The following is an 18,112-nucleotide window of genomic DNA, read 5'->3' on the forward strand; positions in this document are numbered from 1 at the left end:
AGATCCCCCGCCCCGAGCATGCGCGCCCCGAGCACCCCAGCCCCTCCGAGCGACGAGTTGGACGCCCGTGAACCTCGCCGTCACCACCTCCGACCCGCACGGCAAACGCGCCGACCACCTGCTGGACATCCCCGACGGCGCCACCGTGGCCGACCTCGGCGCGGTGCTCGGGTCGTCCGACCTGTTCCTCGGCGCCCGCCCGCTCAACCCGGACCAGCGCGTCGCCGCCAGCGGGATACGCGCCGGCGCCCTCATCGGACTCGGCGGCCCGGTGCCCACTGCGTCCGCGACCCGGGCGTGGCGACCACCCGCCGGGGACCCCGCCCTCGTGTCGGTCCGGCACGTTTCCGGTCCCGATGCCGGCCGAGTGTGGCTGCTCGGCCCGGGCCGCCACGAGGTGGGCACGGACCGGGCGTGCGCGCTGCGGCTGGCAGGCGGCGGCGCCCCCGCCCAAGGCACCTGGATCACCGTCGGGGCGAACGGCGACGTCACCGTGCGCCTGGCCGACGATGCCGACCCCGAGACATGCGGCCTGCGCAGCCTCACGCCGCCGCCCCCGGTCGACCCGGTGACGGGCACCCCGCTCACCCTGGAGGAACCCGCCGGCCTCACGGACGGCGGCCCCGGCGGCCACTCCGTGGAACCCCCGGAGCCCGGGCCCGACGGACTGCCGGTCGAACCCCCGCTGCCGCCGTTCGGCCAACTGCCGCCGCCCGACGACGGCTCGCTGGACTGGCCGACGTACGCCGACCTGTCGCTCGGCGACCATCTGCTGCGCATCGGCTCGCCGACCGAGGCCCAGGCCGCGGTACGCCCGTCCGCCGACGGCCTCGGCATCGAGTACAACCGCCCGCCGCGCATCGCCCCGCACCTCGACACCGAGTCCATCCGGATGATGGGGCCGCCCACCGACAACACCAAGCGGCCCTTCCCGTTCCTGATGGTCATCTTCCCGATGCTGATGGGCCTCGCCATGATGGCGCTGTTCCGCAGCCTGTTCTTCGTCGTGTTCCTGCTCTTCACACCGATCATGGCGCTCGGCAACTGGATCTCCGGCCGGCGCTCCGGCCGCAAGCAGTACGAGGAGTCCCTGCGCGTCTACCGCGTCCGACGCAGCATGCTCGAACTGGAGATGCGCCGCGCCACCGTCGACGAACGCGGGCTGCGCAACACCACCTTCCCCGACCCCGCGGCACTCCTGATCACCGCGACCGGGCCCGGACTCGGCCTGTGGCAGCGCCGCCGCCGCGACCCCGACCACCTCACGATCCGGCTGGGCACCCTCACCCGGGCGTCCCTCAAGCGCATCGACGACCAGGCCCGCGAGACCCACTACCGGCAGGTCAACTGGCGGCTCGCCGACGTGCCGTTCGGCGTCGAACTCGCCGACTTCGGCCTCGTCGGCATCGCCGGCCCCGGCGGCGTCCCGCGCCGCGTCGCGTGCTGGGCGGTCGCCCAGACCGCCGTCCTGCACAGCCCGCGCGACGTGCGCATCGTGATCCTCACCGAGGACGAGCACGCCGAGGACTGGGCGTGGGTGCGCTGGCTCCCGCACCTGCGGCCCGGCCGCCACGAAGCGGCACTCGTCGCCATCGGCACCGACCCGGAGAGCACCGCGCACCGCGTCAACGAACTCATCGCAGACATCCAGGCGCGCACCGACTCATCCGCGTCCGCACTCGGCAAGACCCTGCAGCGCGAACCCGACGTCCTGGTGATCCTGGACGGCGCCCGCCGGCTGCGCGACGTGCCCGGCGTCGTCGACGTGCTCACCAACGGGCCCGGCGTACGCGTGTTCAGCCTCTGCCTCGACGAGCGCGAGCACCTGCTGCCCGAGGAGTGCCACGTCGTGGTCACCGCGTCGGGCAACCGCCTCGCCGTCAAGGTCTCGCACGCGCCGGAGGTGCACGACGTACGCGCCGATCTCGTCGACCAGGCCTGGTGCGACGAGATCGCCCGCGCCGTCGCGCCGCTGCGCGACGTGACCGTGGAGTCCGACGCCGGGCTGCCGGCCGAGGTGGCCCTGCTGCCCGCCATCGGCCAGGAACCACCGGACCCCGACGCGCTGGTGCAGCTGTGGCAGCGCCGCCCCGCCTCCACCGCCTTCGTGCTCGGCAGCGGCTACGAGGGCACGCTGCGCCTGGACCTGGTGCGCGACGGCCCGCACGGACTCATCGGCGGCACCACCGGCTCCGGCAAGTCCGAACTGCTCCAGACGATGATCGCCTCCCTCGCCGCGGTCAACCGGCCCGACGAGCTCACCTTCGTCCTGGTCGACTACAAGGGCGGCAGCGCCTTCCGCGAGTGCGCCGAACTGCCGCACACCCTCGGCATGATCACCGACCTCGACGGCCACCTCGTCAAACGGGCGCTCGCCTCACTCGACGCGGAACTGCGGCGCCGCGAGACCGTGTTGAACGAGGTCGAGGCCAAGGACCACACCGAGTACCGCGCCAAGCGCGTACGCGACTCCGCCCTGCCACCGCTGCCGCGACTCATCCTGGTGATCGACGAGTTCGCCACCCTCGTTCGCGAACAACCCGAATTCGTCCCGGGGTTGATCAGCCTCGCGCAACGCGGCCGGTCGCTCGGCCTGCACCTGCTGCTGGCCACCCAGCGGCCCGGCGGCTCGGTCAGCAACGAGATCAAGGCCAACACCAACCTGCGCATCGCGCTCCGGGTGACCGACCGCTCGGAGAGCCAGGACATCATCAACAGCGTCGAGGCCGCCGGCATCTCGCCCAACAACCCCGGCCGGGCCCTGGTGCGCCGCGGCGAGGCCCCGCCCACGCCGTTCCAGACCGCGTACGTCGGCAGCGAACGCCCCGGCCTGATCCCGGCCGCCCCGCCCGGCGCCGAGACCGTCGCCCTGCCGGTGCGCGGCATCGAGATCGAGTGGCAGCGCCTCGGCAGGCCCCTCGACTTCGCCGAACACGACCTCGACGACCTCGAAGCGGACGCGGCCGCCGCGGCGTTCACCACCGAGCAGCCCCCGACCGACCTGCGGGCGCTGGTCGACGCGATCCGCGAGGCCGCCGACCGGCTGCCGGACTACCGCGAACAGCCCAGCCCGTGGCTGCCGCCGCTGGACGGGCGCATGCGCCTCGACGACCTGCCGCCGATCCCGGACCCCGAGCCGGGCGCGTTGCCGATGGTGCCGTACGCGCTGCTCGACGTCCCGCAGGTGCAGAGCCGACGGCTGGCCACCATCGACTTCGCGACGTTCGGCCACCTCTACGTCATCGGCGCGCCGCGCTCCGGCCGCACCCAGACGCTGCGCACCGTCGCCGGTGCCGCGGCCCTCACGATCCCGTGCTCGGACCTGCACATCTACGCGATCGACGCGGCGGGCGGCGGCTTGGCGGTGCTGGAGACGCTGCCGCACTGCGGCGCCGTGGTCTCACGGCACGACGCCGAGCGCATGGAACGCCTCATCAACCGCCTGGTCCGCGAACTCACCGCCCGGCAGCGGCTGATCGCGCAACACGACTGCGCCGACATCACCGAACTGCGGGCCAAGGTGTCCAAGGACCGGCGCCCGGCACACCTGCTGTTCATGATGGACGGCTGGGACGCGCTCAGCACCATGCTCGACGACTACGACGGCGGCCGACTGTACGCGGACATCGTCCGTCTGCTGCGCGAGGGTCAGGGGGCCGGCATCCACGTGATCGCCACCTCGGAGCGACTGCTCCTGGGCGGGCGCCTGTCGGCGCACAACGACCGCAAGTTGCTGCTGCGGCAGTCGGATCCAAGCGACTTCACCCTCATCGGCATCCCGCGCACCAGCGTCCCGACGAACGTTCCGCCCGGCCGCGGTTGGCTCGCGCCCGGTGCCATCGAGGCGCAGATCGCGTTGCTGCCGTCGGTCACGGACCCGGCGGCGAACCCGGACACCGCCGGGGACCGCTCGGGCGCCGACCAGAGCGACCAGGCCGAGGCGATGCGCGACCTGGCCCGCCGGGCCACCATCCGGGACACCAACGTCCCGGTGGCGCGAAGGCCGTTCCGCGTCAACGAGATGCCGGCACTCCTCGGCTTCCAGGAGGCGCACGACCGCGTACCGCCGCAGCAGCGCAGGCCGCTGTGGGCGCTGTTGGGCGTCGGCGGCGACGCGGTCGAGCCGATCGGCTGCGACTTCGCGGCGGGCGGCGGTTCGTTCATGGTCGCCGGCCCGCCCCGCAGCGGGCGGACCACCACGCTCGCCGCGATGTCGGTCTCGCTGCTGATGGGCGGCACCCGGTTGATCGTCGTCACACCGCGCGACTCGCAACTGCGCAAGCTCGCGGCACACAACCTCGCCACGGTGCTCGCCGACCCCGATCCGTCCCCGGACCTGCTGATCGCGGCCATGGCGGAGGCGGACGGCAAGCCGCTCGTGATCGTGGTCGACGACGCCGACATGATGCTCAACTGCGCGGCGGACAGCGTGTTGCGGCAGGTCGCGACGTCCGGCCGCGACCACGGCCGAGGACTGCTGCTGGCCGGGCTCGCGGAGTCGATGAGCGCTCTCGGCTGGGTGGGCATGGCCCGTCGGTCGCGGCAGGGTGTCCTGCTGGGGCCGAAGACCATCGCCGAAGGGGACCTCATCGGGGCGCGCCTGTCGGGCGACCAGATGCGTACGCAATTGGCGCCGGGCCGGGCGTGGACCGCGGGCGACGCCGGGGCGGCGATCGCGGTGCAGATCCCGCTCACGGTCCTGGACGGCTGAGCGCCGGCAGGCCGACCGGAACGCCGGAAGTCGCACCGGACGACACGCCGGAAAGCGGCCGGAAAAGACCCCGGAGATCACGCCGGAAGGTCCGCCGACCCACACGCCGGAGCGGGTGCCGCGCCCGAATCCGAAGGACCTCGCGGGACTTCGGGTTCGGCGCGGCACCCGCTCCGCGGTTCGCCCGCCGTGACCGGCCGCGTGCCGACGCCACCGGCCGTAGGGCTACTAGGAATTGCTGTCCTGGAACTCCGCCTTCATCTTCTCGATGGCGCTGCGGATCTCGTTCATGAGCTTGGTGTCCGATTCTCCGAGCGAGGTGGCGATCTGGTTGAAGTTCTCGGCGTACGAGGCGATGTTCGCGGCCGAGGTCTTCATCTGGCTGCTGAACGTGTCGTACGCCTCCTTGAGCGCGGGGCTGGCCTTCTCGAAGACCAGACCGTCCTGGAGCAGGCCGCTGACCGTGGTCTCCAGCTCACCGAGTTCGTTGGAGATGTCGCTCAGCTTGGTGCCCATGGTCTTGGCGGTGTTGGCGATTTCGTCGAAGTCGATGTTGACGTCGGCCATGAGGCCCTCCTCCGGGGAAGTGACGGTCGGGATCAGGGGAGTTCGAGGTGCCGGTCGGTCCGGTGACCGGCCGGGCCGTCACTGCGCGGAGTTGACCTTGTCGGCGATTTCCTTGTCCATGTCCTGCACGGACTGCATGATCTGGCGGAACTGCGTCGCGTAGCCCTTGATGCTGTCGGTGGCGGCGGTGAGAGCGGTGTTGAACTTCTCGTACTGCGTCATGAGCGCCGGACTGGCCTTCGTCAGCACGAGGTTCGTGGTGAGCAGCGTGTCGACCTCGGCCTTCGCCTCGTTCATCCGCGGCACGAGGGTGTGGTCCACACTGTTGTCCAGAACGTTGGACACCCGGGTGATCTCGGCGTAGGTGAGCTTGATGTTCGCGGGCATGCGCGGGTCCCTTCGTCGTTCGGATTCGTGGTTCAGACGCCGACCGAGGCGGTCCAATCGGGATCGTCGTCCTCTGCGTACGCGGGATCCGGGATCCATTTGTCCTTCGGACCGTTGCGTATGTAGTGCTCGGTCTTGTCGCCGCCGGTGACGGTCATCTTCCCGGTGCCGTCCTGGTTGATCACGACCTCGGACGTGCTCGACGTACCGTCCCCGAATGTGGTGGTGATCGTGTAGTCGCGGACGTCGTACCGGTCCTTGCTTCCCCCGCCGGGCGGGTCGACCCATTCCGGCGCACCCTTGTACGTCGTGGTGGTCTCGAACTTCTGCCCCTGGGGATTGGTGATCGACTGCGTCTCCTTGATGATGTTGTTGTCCTTGTCGAGCTCCACCTTGACGTCGATCGTGCCGTTCTTGTCCTGGTAGTGCCACGAAGTCGGCGGCTTGTCGGGCGGTTTCGGCGGCGCGTCGCCGGGTTTCGGCGGTGCGCTGTCCTCACCCTTCGCCGTCCACGCGGCACACCAGGAGGGGGCGTCGTCCGCATGACAGGTGCCGCGAATCGTCGCGTCGGGGTGGTCGCGGAAGTAGTCGGTGGCACCGATCTCGGCCAGATAGGCGTCCCAGGCGGCTTTGTCCGCGGCCCAGGCGTCGTACGCGGCCTTCTGGTTCTTCCATTGGTCCAGTTTGAGGCTGGAGGTCAGCAGCCCAGCGGCGCCGGAGATCTGCGAGTCGGCGTCGAAGAACACGTCGGACACCGCCTTGAAGGTGTCCGCGAGTTCGGTGAGTCCGTCCTTGGCCTGCGAGGTGCGGGTCTTGGAGTGGTGGAAGAAGCTGTTGAACGAGTACGACAGCCCGGCGGTGCCCAGGCAGGCCCGCCGTTCGCTCGCCACGGCGTCGCCCAGTTCCCTGAAGGCGTTCGTCGTGCCGGAGTCGTCGGCCTGCTGGGCGAGCGCCCGCAGCTTGCTCTGGATGTCGTACAGGTTGCTGTAGTCGATCGAGAAGTCGGCCACACGGTCCTCCTGATGACTCACCGCGCTCGACGCGAACGGCCTCCGGTTTTGTACGTGGCGGAACGGTCAAAGGTTCAACTGACGCTTCCGGACGATAGATTGAACCTTCTGATCGAACGGTGCGTACAGAAGGTCACGGTAGCCCCGACTGCGACCAAGGGGGACGTTCGATGGCTCGACCGGCGGACTGGAGCGCCCTCGGCCTCTCGAGCGATCCGACCCCCGGCGACCCCGACCGCATCGACCGGGTGATCGCCGCCGAGCTGGTGTACATCAACCTCGCAACGACCATCGACAGCGGCCTGACCGAGGTCAAGAACACCTCCAGCGCCATCTTCGTCGGCAAGACCGCGGACGCCCTGCGCGGCGTCATCGACGGCCGGCTGCGCGACTACATCTCGACCTACAAGAAGGCGCACGAGGACGTACGCGGCGCCCTGGTCACCTACGTCGCGGCCATGCGCGAGCAGCAGGCACGCGCGGACGCCGCGCTCACCGCGGCGCAGGCGCTGGCCGAGGACGACGACACGGGGCGCGAGGCGCAGAAGACCATCGCCGAGAACGCGAAGGAGGCCTTGGAGAACGCCTCCACCGCGGCGGAGGGGGTGATCGACACCGCCGCCGAGTCGATCGCCTCCCCGGTCGACGAGTGCGAGGAGTTCTGGAAGGCGCTCACCTGGATCGCCATCATCCTCATCGTGCCCGCGATCATCTTCGGCGGCCCGATCGCCCTCCTGGCGATCGGGCTGAACGTCGCCCTGCTGATCAAGACGGCGATCGACTTCGCGCACGGCAACGCCGGCGTCACGGAACTCGTCCTGGCGGTGCTGGGCGTGATCGCCCCCACCACCAAGGGACTTCACCTCGGCAACCTGTGGAACGTCATCAAGACCCTCACCGGCCGGGGCATCATCGGTACGAAGAACCTGTTCCTGGGCGGCGCCAACTCGCTCGGCTTGTTCGTCCGCACCGGACTCGGGATCGACAACGTGGTCGGTGCCGCAGGTTCCTGGATCAAGGGCGGGATCCAGGGGCTCAAGCTGGGGCCGGTCTTCACCACGATTCCCGAACTCGCCCGCTTCGGCGGCACGTTCAACGGGATCCGCTTCTTCCCGCTCGGCGCCGAGCTGACCGTGATCAACCTGGCCGGCGCCAAGATGTTCTTCGGGCTGCGCAGCATCGCCACCGCCATCAACGCCGTCAAGGGCCTGGGCGGCATGGTCGTCAACGGCCTGAGCGGCGCCAAGAGCCTGCGGCTGTTCCTGCCGGTGGCGGCCGACGAGATGGGGAAGGGCCTCGGGCTCGCCTTCCGGATCGGCTTCATCGACCGCGGCATCTTCGGGATGTACCGCTACGGCGCTTTCGCCAACGGCCAGTTCCTCGGCGCCGGTTCAAAAATCTCCGGCGGCGTCGGAGCCGGCCTGGGCGCCTTCGGCCCGGGCAACGAACTCGCGAACCTCGGCAAGATCAACGTCGAGGGCATGGGCGCGGTCCATTTGGGCTCGTTCAACAGCTCGTTCGGGATCCCACCGATGAACAACCAGTTCACCAACGCCTTCAGCGACTTCAGCACGGTGAACATCCCCAACCTCGGCGCCTTCAACGGCGGGTTCAACCTCGGCAACTTCCCACCGCTGGGCACCCACCTCGGCAACGCGGGCAACCTCGGCGCCGTGGTGCCGTTCAGCTCCTTCGGGGCGAAGTTCGCCGACATGCCGATGCTGAGCCTGAACAACCTCGGCCTGACCAACATCGCGGGCATTCTCGGCTCGACGCCCTCGGTCAACGGACTCGGCGCCGGGGGACTGGGCGCCCTCCCCGCCACCCTCGGCCACATCAGCATCCCCAACCTGAACACCGTGACGCACGGTGTGAACAAGGTCGACCTCAGCATGCCGGCGTCCCCGCACCTGATCACGGACATGCCGTCGACCGGTGCCATCAGCCCCGCCAACATCGAGGCGCTGCACGGGGTCAACCTGCCGCAGCTCGGCAACGTCGGGACGCCGCAGCTGTCCACGACGGCGATGCCGCACATGAACCTGCCGGACGTCCAGGCCACCCCCGTCGCCAACCTGAACGGATCGCTCACCCCGTCACTCGGCCACAACGCGGGCGGCGTCCAGACACCCGCGCTCGGCAGCATCCAACTGCCCGCCGTCGACGCCAGGCTGGTCGACGTACCGTCGCTGACCACCAACAACCTCGGCGGCCCGGCCAATTTGGGACTGGGCGACAACGCGACGGTCGACGTCAACGGCATCACCGCAATGCCGGTCAACTCGCACGTCGCCATGCCGGACGTCGGCGCGCTCCCCGGCGTCGGCCACACCGTCACCCCGAACCTGGGCGCCGTCGGCACCCCGGGGCAGGTCCCCACCCCGGGCATCACCGCGCTGGGCAACGTCGTGCACGTCAACGCCGCGAGCCACAGCGTCGTACCGCACTCCCCGAGCGCGAACATCGAGACCCCGAACGCGGGCGGCATCCACGGCGCCGGCGGCCTGGACACCGCCGACCTCAGCGTGCACACCCCGGCCGCGCACGGGAACGGCGACACGACGGTCGTCGGACTCGGCGGCCGTACCGGCGACGTCGACATCACCGCCAACACGCACATCGACGTGCAGGGCAGCCAGGTAATGTTCGGCAACGTGTCCACCAGCGCGGCGAACCCCGGCGCCCGCAACCTCCAGGTGTTCGCGCTGACCCACATCGAGTACGACCTCGCGCACACCTTCGACAACATCCCCGGCCTCGCGGGCGTCGAAGTCCGGGTCTTCCCGAGCATGCACAACGGCCAGACCCTGGACGTCGACATCCAGCCGGTGAACGTCCGCACCGACGTCACCGCGACCCCCATGACCGTCGGGGACCGGCACATCTTGCGCATCGAACAGGCCCTGGGCAAGGGTTCCGTGCACCGCTGGGACTTCGAACTCAACGCGCAGAACAACCACCAGCTGCTCAAGGACGAGATCGTCGACGGCCAGGGGACCGGCCCGGTCTCCGGGCCGGACAACGAGTCGGCCCTCACCCACATCCCGGGCCTGAACCGGGACCCGCTGCTCAGCCACTACGACGAGCTGTACGAACTCACCACCCCCGCGCCGGGAAGCACGAACATCGCGGTGCACATGATGGCCGCGGGCAACGTACCCCCACCGCCCCCGCCGCCCACCCCGCAGTTCGTCAACCTGCCCAACCTGCCCGGCGGCCGGATGGAGGTCCTGGTCGCGCACGACGGCGGCATCGCGGGCATCCGGTCCGTCGGCGTCTCGGGCGCGCCACCGGTGCCGAACCTCAACACCCGGCACTTCACCGGCCCCGGCGGCAGCGTCGTACAGGTCGACCAAACCGTGGTCGCGAACGTCGAGATCCGCCGCTGGAACATCACCATGGGCGCGGCCGGCGGGCAGATCACCGACATCCAGCGGATCTTCCGGCTGAACGGCGGCCCGCACAACGGGTCGATCGTCACCGTGGACGTCAACGCGCACGACGTGCCCACCGGCGTCCGGCACACCGCCGGCGGCACCCCCGTGCCGCACCCCGGCGGGCGGGCGGTCGACTTCGACGCAGCCGGCATCGTGGTGCCCAGCCCGACCGGGTTCCACCTGTACGACACGGGGACGGGCCTGCCCTCCGGCACCGGCCTGCAACTGGTCGACAGCGCCGGCCACGGAATGCCGCTGCACATCCTGACCCCGACCGGCGGCGGCGCCCCGACCGTCGTGAGCGCCAACGCGGTGCACAACCTCGGCACGGTCACCACGCCCGCCAACACCAACGGCCAGTTCCACGTCGTCCCGAACGGCACCGGCCCGACCGTCCGCGTGTTCGACTCGACCGGACACTTCTCGCACAACTCCCTGCCGCTGACGAACCTCGACGGGCTGGGCGTGCCGGGCGGCCACATCCGCGACCCGCACGGGGCCAACCCGCAATTGGCCGGCCGCGACGGCACGCCCGTCCCCGTCACCTCGGTCACGCCGCAGCTCCACAACGACTTCCGGATCCAGCATGCGGGCGGCCAGTTCCACGTCGACGCGGCGGGCAACCGCCTGCACGACGTCGTCCCGCTCAACGGCGGCAACGGCGCCGGCCAATACGTCTTCACACCCGCCGCCGGGGGCGACCCGCTGCCCGCCACGCGCGACTTCCAGGGCAACACGACCGGCCCCACGGTCGCCCGCGTCGACAACACGTTCCACGTCAACACCGGCCAGCCGAACAACGTGCTGGACGTCCACACCCCGAACGGCGCGTTCTCCCACCAGGCCGTGCCGATCACCGGTGGCGGTGGGGCACCCGGCGGCTTCATCCGGCTGCCGGACGCCGCCAACCCGGCACCGCTGCTCACGCGCGGCAACGGCAACGCGATCCCGCACACGACGGTCACGCCGCAGACCGGCGGCGGCTACCTGGTGCAACACCCCGGCGGCAACATCGTGGTGACCAGCGGCGGCGTACGCACCCACGACGTCACGGTGCCGATCGGCCGCAACGGCACACCGGTCGGGTACGTGCACACGCCGGTCGGCCCGGCCGCCGTCCCGAACGCGAACCCGACGGACGTCCGGGGCAACGTCAACGGCAACCTCACCGTCGGCACCGTCACCACCGACATCAGGCTCACCCGCGCCGACGGCTCCTACACGCAGCACGCGCCAGGCGGGGGTTTCCGGTTCGAAGCCGTCCGGATCCAGGCCGGCCCCTTCACCGGGGACTTCATCCGCGTGGACGCCACCTCCGTACGCATGGGCAGCGGCCCCAAGCTCACGAACATCCGCAACTCGACGGCCGTCGAACAGATCGGCATGCCGGGCGGCGGTTTCCGCGTCGAACGCGGCGCCGCCGGCCACATGGTCGTCAACCCGAACGGCATGCCCCACTTCGACGTCACCGGGCTGCGCGGCGCCGACGGTCGACCGATCAACCAGTTCGTGTTCACCACGTCCGCACACGCCCCCGTCGGCACCGCCGTCCAACCGGCCTCGCTGCACGGACCGAACGGCGCTCCGCTCGGGGCCGTCAACTTCGCCGTGCGGCCGGACGGCTCGTTCCAGCTCACCACCCCGGCACACATATCCGTCCACGCGGCCGACGGGGCGTTCGACTTCCGGGTGCTGCGCCTCACCGACGGCGTCGGCGCGCATCTGGGCCAGAACATCCGCGTCCACCCCGGCGGGCTCCACCAACTGGTGGACGGGAACTTCACCGCGGTGCCGCACACGACCATCAGCTCGCGGCCCGGGGGCGGCCACCACATCCAAGGCCAGAACGGTGAGTTCCGGCTCTTCAACGGGGCCGGGCAACTGGACTTCCAGGCCACGTCCGTCGGGGTTCCGAACACCCACCTCGGCGTCACCAACGGGGCCGGCGTCCCCCAGTGCACGATCATCCGGCTGTCCGACGCGCAGATCAACAACCCGGCGCAGATGCAGTTCATCGACAACGCCGCCGGCGGGCTGCGGGCCCTCGACGGCAACCTCAACGTGCTGCCGAACCCGGTCACGCTGCGGCCCGGCGGCGGGTACCAGATCGACGGCGTCGGCCTCCAGGCAGGCGAGTTCCGCCGGTTCGACGGCGCCGGACGCCTGGAGATGCAGCGCGTGAACATCTTCCGCGGCGACGGGCAGCTCAACCCCAGCCGGTACTTCGAGATCAACCATCCGGCCGGCGGCTCCGCCACCTGGACCATGGTCAAGCTGGACATGATGGGCCAGCCGATCGCCCGGGTCGGGGCGTCCAAGTGGTTCGAGGGCGGCGCGGTGGACATGGCCGGCGCGGGCGCGGGCCGGGTCCACCTGGTCAGCCACACCGGCACCACGGTGTTCGAACGCCGCCTTCTGCCCGGCAACGGCTTCCTCGACGCGCACCACTCCACCGGATCGCTGGGCGAGTTCTCGCACGTGAACCAGCGCGGCACGTGGACGCAGTTCGGCGCGAACGGCAACCTTGTGGCGTTCGGCACCCGCCATTGGGGCGAGAGCACCCGTAGTTACTTCGACGTGCGCAGCTTCATGGGGACGCCGATCCGCGTCCGGCACTTCCAGGCGAGCGCCGACGGCGGCCACGTGCTGGCCAACCTGAACCACCACCCCTTCACCCAGAGCCTCGCCGACAGCCAATGGGTGCGGTTCGACGCCGACTTCCAGCCGATCGCCACCGGCAACCGCGCCTGGGGAGGCGGCGGCCCCGGCCGCGGCTTCACCGACACCATGCACCACCCGGTCACCGGCACCATCGTCAAGGTCCAGGAGAAGTTCGGCCGCTTCCAGACGAGCCTGCACGACTTCCGCCGGTTCGACCAGATCGAGATGGGCGCCGACGGCATACCCAAGCGGTCGTTCGTCTCCCGCCACCCGGACGGCAACGTGAACGGGTTCGGCAAGACGCTGGCGAACGGGGACTTCCTGGTTTTCCAGCGATTCGCCGAGCAGCGCCCACCCGTGGCGTTCCGCAACCTGTTCAGCTCCGACATGCGCAACACCGACCTGTCCCGGGTGCCGTGGCTCCGGGACAGCACCTTCCGCGTCGGAACCTGGGTCCAGGAGACCGCGGGCGGCGGCAGTCTCAGGGGATCCCACTTCATCGCCAACAACAAGGCGACGTTCGACGTCGCGAGCACCGGCGACATCGTCCGCGAGACCCGCAACCTGTCCATCGGCCGCACGCTCACGGTCGGCGACGTGCTGCCGCCGATCAACACCACCACCGGCGTGCGGGCCAACCCGGTGGCCAACCACCTGCCGTGGTCCGAGGGAGACGGCGGCCTCTCGGGCCACCGCCTCACCGCCGGACCTTTCACCAACGTCCCGGGCATGGGCACCAGGACGATCGCCTGGCAGGACCGGTACACCACCAACCTGGGCGACGGCGACTGGTACACCCCGAACGCCGGCAAGCAGTGGCACGTCATCCGCACCGGCTTCACCGACGGCACGTACCTCGACTTCCGGCCCACCCCCCAGGTCCGTCCGGACGGCACCGCGGGCAACTCCCTGGCGCAGTACCGCGGTACGGTCAACATGAACAGCGGCAACTGGACGATGTACAACCCGCACGGCGTCGTCGTGGCGCGTACCGACCAGTTCCCCAACCCCACCGGCGCCGGAACCATCGACGTGATCGGCCGGATGGGCCCCAACCCGAAGACGTTCACCTGGCATGTCGGCGGCAACAGCGGGGTCCGCACCACCGCGTTCGAACGACAGATCACCCCATGGCACTGGGACCGCGAGTCGTTCCAGGACTTCGACGGCGGACGCCTCATCCGCGACCACCGGCAACTCGGCGGCGGCTCCGTGTTCGCGTGGCGCGGCAACGTCAGCCCCGCCGGCGCCGAGACCTGGCACTGGAACAAGGTCGACGCGCACGGCAACATCCTGGACTTCGGCGGCAACGTCAACAACCGGGTGCGGCACTGGTTCGACGCGAACGGCACCCAGCTCACCCGCTGGGAGCCCGGCGCCCGGTGGTCCGACCAACTCGCCAACCTCGGCAACCGGGTCATCCAGGAGATCCCGGCGCCCAAGCCGCCGGCCGGAACGATCCAGGCGTGGTTCACCGACAAGCCGTTCCGCGTCCGCGAGTACGGCGTCGACGTCAACTCCACCAACAGCCCGTTCAACCCGCACGTCTGGCAGGAATCCGACCAGGGCATCATCTCCCGCCAGAAGTTCCAACTCCCGGACGGCACCTTCCTGGAGACGGACGCCTTCAACAAGCAGGCCCGCCGCTACGACGTGAACGGCATCACGCCGATCAACGACCGTCCGATCAGCGGCTACATCTCCGAGTACAACGCGGACGGCTCCTCGTTCCACATCGGCCGCGAGACCCACTTCACCGGCGTCCTGAACGAATACCGCGGCCTCAACCGGACCTTCCGCGAGATCAACCGCTGGGAGTTCGGCCCGTCGATCGGCGGCGAGGCGGTGGACACCCCGTTCGCACTGAGGGCGTTCCAGTCCCTCGGCATCGACATGGCCCACGAGGTCGTACTCGACTTCGTCGTCAACCTCGCCGTCACCGCGGCGGTCAAGGTCATGACCGGCACGGCCTGGGAGGCGACGGACTTCGCACGCGCCGCCTACGGAGCCGTGCTGAGCGCGCTCAACAAGGGCGTGATCAGCGGGGCGCACATGGTCGCGAACCGCGGGGGCTGGAAGGTGTACTTCTCCAACATCGACTACGGCCAGCCCGGCAGCTGGCGGCCCAACGACGACAGCTGGAACACCGAGTGGGGCGCCACCGAACGCCCGACGCGCTGGCGCGGCGGCACCTACGAGTTCGGCCTCGGCCTCGGCACCGGCATGATCGCCAACTTCGTCAGCGGGTCCTCGCAGGCCGCGATCTTCGGCGGACGCGCACTGGACGGCAGCCTCGTCCGGTTCACCCCCGGCGGCGCCGCGTACCTCGGCCTCAGCTCGACCGCAAGCGGCGTCCTCAACGGCATCTCGATCGGCGCGTTGCGCGCCCTGGTCCAGCACAGCATCGGCAGCCGGGTCGTCCACCGGCAGGGCCTCGGTGACATCTTCGTCGTCGGCGGGATCGGCAAGCTCGCCGAGAAACTCTTCAACCTGCGCCTGATCACACCGGCCGTACGGGACTGGATGAACGCGTCCGACGACGTGTTCATCATCCCGACAGGAGATCTCTGATGGGTATACCGGAGGTAGTCCGTGTCGCCCCCAAAGGCCGGGGCACGCACCGCACCATCGCGGCCGCCCTGGCCGCGGCGCCGGCCGGTGCGGAGATCGCCGTCGCACCCGGCGAGTACACCGAGAACCTGCGCCTGGCACGACGCGTGGTGCTGCGCCCGGAGGAGGGCGCGGGACAGGTCGTCGTACGCGCGTCCTCCGCTGTCACCCTCACCGTCGCCGCCCCGGACTGCCTGGTGCGCGGCCTCCACCTGCGCGGCGCCGAACCGGGGGAGCCGGTCGTCTGCGTCGAGGACGCGGCCGGCCTCACCGTCGACGCCTGCACGGTCGAGCACGGCCGCGTCGACGTGCTCGGCTCCGGCAACGCGGCCGGCCGGGCCCGCAACGCCGAACTCACCCCGGACGACGACCTGGCCGCCGACCTCGCCGACCCGACCTGCGGCGGCGTCCTGGTGGTCCGCGGTTCGCGGCTGCACGGAGCCCGGCACGCCGCGGTCGTCCTGCACGGCGACGCCCGGGCCCGGCTCGAGGAGACGACCGTCGAGACGGTCGACGGCATCGGCGTGGTCCTGTCCGGCCATGCCGTGCTGCTCGCCGACCACGTGCGGCTGCGCGACGCGTCCGGGTCGGGGCTGCGGGTACGGGGCGACGCCCGGCTGCTGGCGCGCGACACCGTGCTGATCGCGGTCGGGCGCAACGGAGTGCTCGCGGAGGACCGCGCCGACGTGGTGATGGAGGACTGCCGCATCCTGGAACCCGGCCGCAGCGGCGTACAGGCCGGCCACGAGGCCCGCGTCCGTCTCCTGGACTGCCGCATCGCCGGCGCCAAGGGCAGTGCGCTGGCCGCCGACGACACCGCGCAACTGACCGTGCGCGGCTGCCGCGTGGTCGCTCCGGCCGGCAACGGCGTCGTGGCCCTGGGCGACGCGAAGGTGGCCCTGGCCTCGACGACACTCGCGCGCAGCGGCTTCACCGCGGTCCACGTCGGCGGTCGCGCGGCGGCCGAACTGGCCGGCTGCCGCATCGACGGCAGCGCCGAGCACGCGGTCGCGGTGGTGGACAAGGCACACGCCGCGATCCGGGAGACGACGTTGGCCGACGCCCGCATGTGCGGGGTGCACGTCGCCGACGACGCCTCGGTGTCGATGCGCGCCGGACGCGTCCAGGGCGGCGAGACCGGGGTACGCCTGCGCTCCTCCGCGGAGTCCGAGCTGCGCGAATGCGTGGTGACCGGGCAGCGCAAGACAGGCGTCGAGGTGGGCGGCAAGGGCCTGGCCACCTTGCACGCCACCCGGGTCGCCGAGACCGGTACCGCGGGCATCGTCGTCGACAACGGCGCACGGATGCACATGGACGGCGGCGGGATCTTCGCGGTGGTCGGCAGCGGGATGGTGGTGGGGCAGGGCGCCGAACCGCTCGTCCGCGGCGCCCGCGTCGAGGGGGCCGGCAAGAACGGCATCCTGCTCGGCCCGGGCGCGAGCGGGGTGTTCGAGCACGTCGACGTCGCCTCCTGCGCGTACCCCGCGCTGCACGTGGGACGCGACGCCGCACCGCGGTTCCACGGCTGCCGGGTCTTCGACTGCGCGCAGGACGTCGGATACGCCGAGGACGCGCAACCCGTCTTCGAGGAGTGCGTCTCCATCCGCGTCGCCTCCGCCTCGCTGCCCACCGCCGCCGACCGCGCGCCGCATGCCCCGCACACGCCGCCGAAGCAGCCGACCGGGCCCCGCGGCGCCACCCCCGCCCCGGCCGGCACGGCGCCGCCGGCCGCCGCACCCCTCCTGGTCGACCTGTCGGACCTGGGCGAGCCCCCGCCCCAGCCCGAGACGCTGGAGGACCTGCTCGCCGAACTCGGCGAACTCGTCGGACTGGACGGCGTCAAGCGCGACGTCGGCGGCATGGTCAAGCTCATGCAGACGGTCCGCATGCGCCAGGAGGCCGGGCTGCCCGCACCGCCGCTCAGCCGCCACCTGGTCTTCGCGGGCAACCCCGGCACCGGCAAGACCACGGTGGCCCGGCTGTACGGCCGGCTGCTCAAGGCGCTGGGCCTGCTGGAGCGCGGACACCTGGTCGAGGTCGACCGCAGCGCGCTGGTCGGCGAGTACGTCGGCCACACCGGGCCGAAGACGATGGAGTCTTTCAACCGGGCGCGCGGCGGCGTGCTGTTCATCGACGAGGCGTACGCGCTCGTGCCGGCGGGAGTTGCGAACGACTTCGGCGGTGAGGCCATCGCGACCCTGGTCAAGCTCATGGAGGACCACCGCGACGAGGTGGTCGTCATCGCGGCCGGCTACCCCGGCGACATGGAGCGGTTCATCACGTCCAACCCGGGCTTGTCCTCGCGCTTCACCCGGACGCTGCTGTTCGAGGACTACTCCGCCGAGGACCTGGTGCGCATCGTCGAGCACCAGGCGTCGCGCCACCGCTACGACCTGAGCGGACCGGCCCGCAAGGTGCTCGCCGAACTGTTCTCGGCCATGCCGCGCAACGCGCAGTTCGGCAACGGCCGTACCGCCCGGCAGGTGTTCCAGCAGATGACGGAGCGCCAGGCCATGCGTATGGCCGAGATCGACGGTCCGGACGAGCGGCAGCTCGTGGTCCTGGACGAACTGGACATCCCGCGGCTGGTCGGCGCCGACTGACGGCTCCCGCCCACCGGCCGCCGCTTCGTCCCCGAAGGAGAAAACCCGTGTCCGCAGACAACGAACCGAAAGCGCAGGGCAGGCCGGCGCCGAGCACGCTGGCGGAGGCGTTCGCCCGCAGACCGG

At 70.8% G+C, this 18,112-nt stretch carries 6 protein-coding genes; 3 read left to right on the plus strand and 3 right to left on the minus strand.

Features of this window, described 5'->3' with window-relative positions; all coding sequences use genetic code 11:
* The first annotated feature begins 67 nt into the window (after nucleotides 1–67).
* Entirely contained in the window at nucleotides 68–4,711 is a 4,644-nt protein-coding gene (locus ACWD12_RS11825) for an FtsK/SpoIIIE domain-containing protein (RefSeq protein WP_450099408.1), read from the plus strand.
* A gap of 228 nt (nucleotides 4,712–4,939) precedes the next feature.
* Here ACWD12_RS11825 and ACWD12_RS11830 read toward each other — a convergent pair whose 3' ends face one another.
* From ACWD12_RS11830 to ACWD12_RS11840, 3 genes are all read right to left on the minus strand, one after another.
* On the minus strand, nucleotides 4,940–5,278 hold the full coding sequence (locus ACWD12_RS11830) for a WXG100 family type VII secretion target (protein WP_358354349.1): 339 nt from the start codon (nucleotides 5,276–5,278) through the stop codon (nucleotides 4,940–4,942).
* 78 nt (nucleotides 5,279–5,356) lie between these two features.
* A complete protein-coding gene (locus tag ACWD12_RS11835) occupies nucleotides 5,357–5,665 on the minus strand; it encodes a hypothetical protein (protein ID WP_358354351.1) in 309 nt (102 codons plus the stop codon).
* A 32-nt stretch (nucleotides 5,666–5,697) separates the two neighbouring features.
* A complete protein-coding gene (locus ACWD12_RS11840) occupies nucleotides 5,698–6,675 on the minus strand; it encodes a serine/arginine repetitive matrix protein 2 (RefSeq protein ID WP_450099409.1) in 978 nt (325 codons plus the stop codon).
* 170 nt (nucleotides 6,676–6,845) lie between these two features.
* Here ACWD12_RS11840 and ACWD12_RS11845 point away from each other — a divergent pair, with 170 nt between their 5' ends.
* Complete coding sequence (locus ACWD12_RS11845; protein ID WP_450099410.1) at nucleotides 6,846–15,344, plus strand: hypothetical protein; 8,499 nt, start codon at nucleotides 6,846–6,848, stop codon at nucleotides 15,342–15,344.
* Nucleotides 15,344–17,986 carry a right-handed parallel beta-helix repeat-containing protein gene (locus ACWD12_RS11850; protein ID WP_450099411.1) on the plus strand — a complete coding sequence of 881 codons (2,643 nt, stop codon included), beginning with the start codon at nucleotides 15,344–15,346 and terminating at the stop codon, nucleotides 17,984–17,986. Before ACWD12_RS11845 ends, ACWD12_RS11850 begins: the two co-directional genes overlap by 1 nt.
* Nucleotides 17,987–18,112 lie beyond the last annotated feature (126 nt).

This window comes from Streptodolium elevatio (genome assembly GCF_053592165.1).

Coding starts and splice junctions, on each gene's coding strand:
- ACWD12_RS11830 (WP_358354349.1), bottom strand. CDS start 5,278: ATGGCCGACGTCAACATCGACTTCGACGAAATCGCCAACACCGCCAAG.
- ACWD12_RS11835 (WP_358354351.1), bottom strand. CDS start 5,665: ATGCCCGCGAACATCAAGCTCACCTACGCCGAGATCACCCGGGTGTCC.
- ACWD12_RS11845 (WP_450099410.1), top strand. CDS start 6,846: ATGGCTCGACCGGCGGACTGGAGCGCCCTCGGCCTCTCGAGCGATCCG.
- ACWD12_RS11850 (WP_450099411.1), top strand. CDS start 15,344: ATGGGTATACCGGAGGTAGTCCGTGTCGCCCCCAAAGGCCGGGGCACG.